This is a genomic window from Halonotius terrestris (assembly GCF_006861665.1).
GTDB lineage: Archaea > Halobacteriota > Halobacteria > Halobacteriales > Haloferacaceae > Halonotius > Halonotius terrestris.
In genome coordinates this window covers 429-3,518 of the sequence record NZ_RKLU01000026.1, presented here as the reverse complement: position 1 = coordinate 3,518, position 3,090 = coordinate 429, and the positions used below count along the sequence as shown (strand labels likewise).

Here is a 3,090-nt window from a genome sequence, read left to right as displayed (position 1 = left end):
TCTCGCTACTAGCAGAGGACGCGCGACGCCCGTTCAGCAGCATCGGTGAGGAGGTGGATCTCTCGGGGCCAGCCGTATCAGACCGCGTGAAACGGTTAGAGGAGGCCAATATCATCAACGGCTTCACCATCGACGTGAATCGCGCACAACTGCGAGCTGGTGTTCCGGTATTCATTCAGGCTGAGATTGGATCTGAGTCGCTGGAACCAGCCCGCAAGCAGGCCCGAGAGTCAGATGGTGTCGAACACGTCTTCATGACCTCTGAGGGGGATCTCTGGTTTTACGCACGTGTCGAAGCTCATAACGTTCGTCAGTGGATGAATGGACTCTTCGATGAGATCAATATAGCAGATTATACGGTCACGCTAATCGACGCAATGGAATGGACGCCATCCGTTGATGGTGCCGAGTTTGCCCTTACTTGTGCTGAATGTAACAATACCGTCGATACTGAAGGAGAGACAACACGGATTGACGGCGAGGTTTACCACTTTTGTTGTCCATCTTGTCTCGCACGCTTCGAAGACCGCTATCAGCGACTCGAAGAAGGGGCGTAGTATCCTTTTAGATTTCAAACTTTCGCGGGTCCAATAACCACCCTCTCGAAACAGTAAATCGCGTAAATATAGACCCCGTATAGTAATACGAGCATGACAAGCCAAACAATACATCTCGACATTACGGGAATGTCCTGCGCCAACTGCTCGGCGACGATTCAGGACACTCTCGAATCACTTGAGGGGGTATCGGAGGCGGATGCGAACTTCGCCACCGATGAGGGGTCTGTTACCTACGATCCCGAGACAGTATCGCTTCACGAAATCTACGACGCAATCGACGAGGCGGGCTACGGTGCAGTCTCGGAGACGGTGACCATCGCCATCTCCGATATGACGTGTGCCAACTGCGCCGAGACTAACGAAACTGCCCTCGAGAGTACACTCGGAGTCATTACCGCGGAGGTAAACTACGCGACTGACGAAGCGCAGGTGACCTACAATCCGGCAGAGGTGTCTCTCGATGCGCTGTACGATGCCATCGAAGACGCCGGCTATTCGCCAGTTCGCGAAGACAGTGGCGATGAGGGCTCGGGGCAGGATGCGCGTGATGCCGCCCGCCAGGCTGAGATACGGAAACAGCTCAGGCTAACCCTCTTTGGGGCAGTATTATCAGTTCCACTGCTCTTCTTCCTCATCGACAGCTATCTTCTCGGTGGCGTGTTCGTCCCTGAAACCGTTTTCGGCGTGGAACTCGGCTGGGTCGAGTTCCTGCTCGCCACGCCGGTACAGGCGATCCTCGGCTGGCCGTTCTATAAGAACTCGTACAAGGCGNTCGTGAAGAANGGNCGCGCCAACATGGACGTGCTNATCGCGNTNGGGTCGACNACNGCNTANNTNTACTCNGTGGCNGTCCTTGCTGAACTCATCGCGGGTGGGCTCTACTTCGACACGGCAGCCCTCATCCTCGTGTTCATTACGCTCGGTAACTATCTCGAAGCTCGTTCAAAGGGTCAAGCGGGCGAGGCCCTCCGGAAGCTCCTCGAAATGGAAGCCGAAACGGCGACCATTGTCCGTGAGGATGGTAGTGAGGAAGAGATTCCACTTGAAGAGGTCACAACGGGTGACCAGATGAAAGTCCGCCCCGGTGAGAAGATCCCAACCGACGGGGTCGTCGTTGACGGGCAGTCCGCCGTCGACGAGTCGATGGTTACCGGTGAGTCTGTCCCTGTAGAAAAAGAGGAGGGAGATGAGGTCGTCGGCTCGACGATTAACGAGAACGGCGTTCTTCTCGTGGAGGCCACTAACGTCGGCGAAGATACTGCCCTCCAGCAAATCGTTCAGACCGTCAAGGAAGCACAATCGCGCCAGCCAGATATCCAGAATCTAGCAGACCGCATCTCGGCGTATTTCGTGCCGGCAGTTATCGCGAACGCTATCCTCTGGAGCGTTATTTGGTTCCTGTTCCCGGAGGTGCTGGCTGGCTTCGTTGACTGGCTCCCGCTATGGGGGCAGGTGGCGGGCGGCCCGGCAGCGGCGGGCGGCACGGTCACCGTCTTCGAGTTCGCAATCATCGTCTTCGCGTCCTCGATCCTCATTGCCTGCCCCTGTGCGCTGGGGCTGGCGACGCCCGCAGCCACCATGGTCGGGACGACTATCGGCGCTCAGAACGGCGTCCTGTTCAAGGGCGGTGACATCCTCGAACGCGCGAAAGACGTCGACACGGTCGTCTTCGACAAGACGGGCACCCTCACGAAGGGTGAAATGGAACTGACCGACGTGGTCGTCTTCGATGGCGATGGAAATGCGGTGACTGACGGGGGCGAGCCGACACCAGATGGTGGACAGCTCAGCACTCGTGACCGCCTCTCAGAGGACGACGTGCTGCGGCTGGCGGCGATCGCAGAAAGCGGAAGCGAACACCCCCTCGCGCGGGCAATCGTCGAAGGGGCCGAAGAACGCGGTCTGGACGTGACTGAGCCTGACGACTTCGAGAACGTTCCGGGCCACGGGATCAAAGCAGTCATTGGTGGCAGCGAGGTGCTGGTCGGCAACCGCAAGTTGCTGCGAGATAACGACATCGACCCGTCTCCCGCCGAAGAGACGATGGAACGCCTCGAAAACGAGGGGAAGACGGCGATGCTCGTCGCTTTCGAGGGCGAACTGGTTGGTGTAGTGGCTGACGCCGACACAATCAAAGAGAGCTCCAAGCAGGCCGTTACGGCCCTACAACAACGGGGCGTTGACGTGATGATGATTACGGGCGACAACGAACGAACTGCTCGTGCGGTCGCCAAACAGGTCGGTATCGATCCGGAAAACGTCCGCGCAGGAGTCCTTCCCGAAGACAAATCCAACGCTGTCGACAGTATTCAGGACGGAGGTCGGCAAGCGATGATGGTCGGTGACGGTGTCAACGACGCGCCAGCGCTCGCAGTCGCACACGTCGGCACTGCCATCGGCTCGGGGACGGACGTTGCGATCGAAGCGGCCGACGTGACGCTGATGCGCGACGACCCGCTCGACGTGGTGAAGGCGATCCGGATCTCCGATGCGACGCTCGCGAAGATCAAACAGAACCTCGTGTGGGCGC

At 58.3% G+C, this 3,090-nt stretch carries 1 protein-coding gene and 1 pseudogene (1 of these 2 cut by a window edge); both read left to right on the top strand.

Annotated features, from left to right (window positions below; all coding sequences use genetic code 11):
• On the top strand, positions 1-557 hold a 557-nt coding region (locus EGH24_RS15185; RefSeq protein WP_142980912.1), incomplete at its 5' end, for an AsnC family transcriptional regulator.
• A 93-nt stretch (positions 558-650) separates the two neighbouring features.
• Positions 651-3,090 (top strand): annotated as a pseudogene (locus EGH24_RS15180) (heavy metal translocating P-type ATPase); its annotated part runs 17 nt beyond the window's last position; the annotation flags it as partial.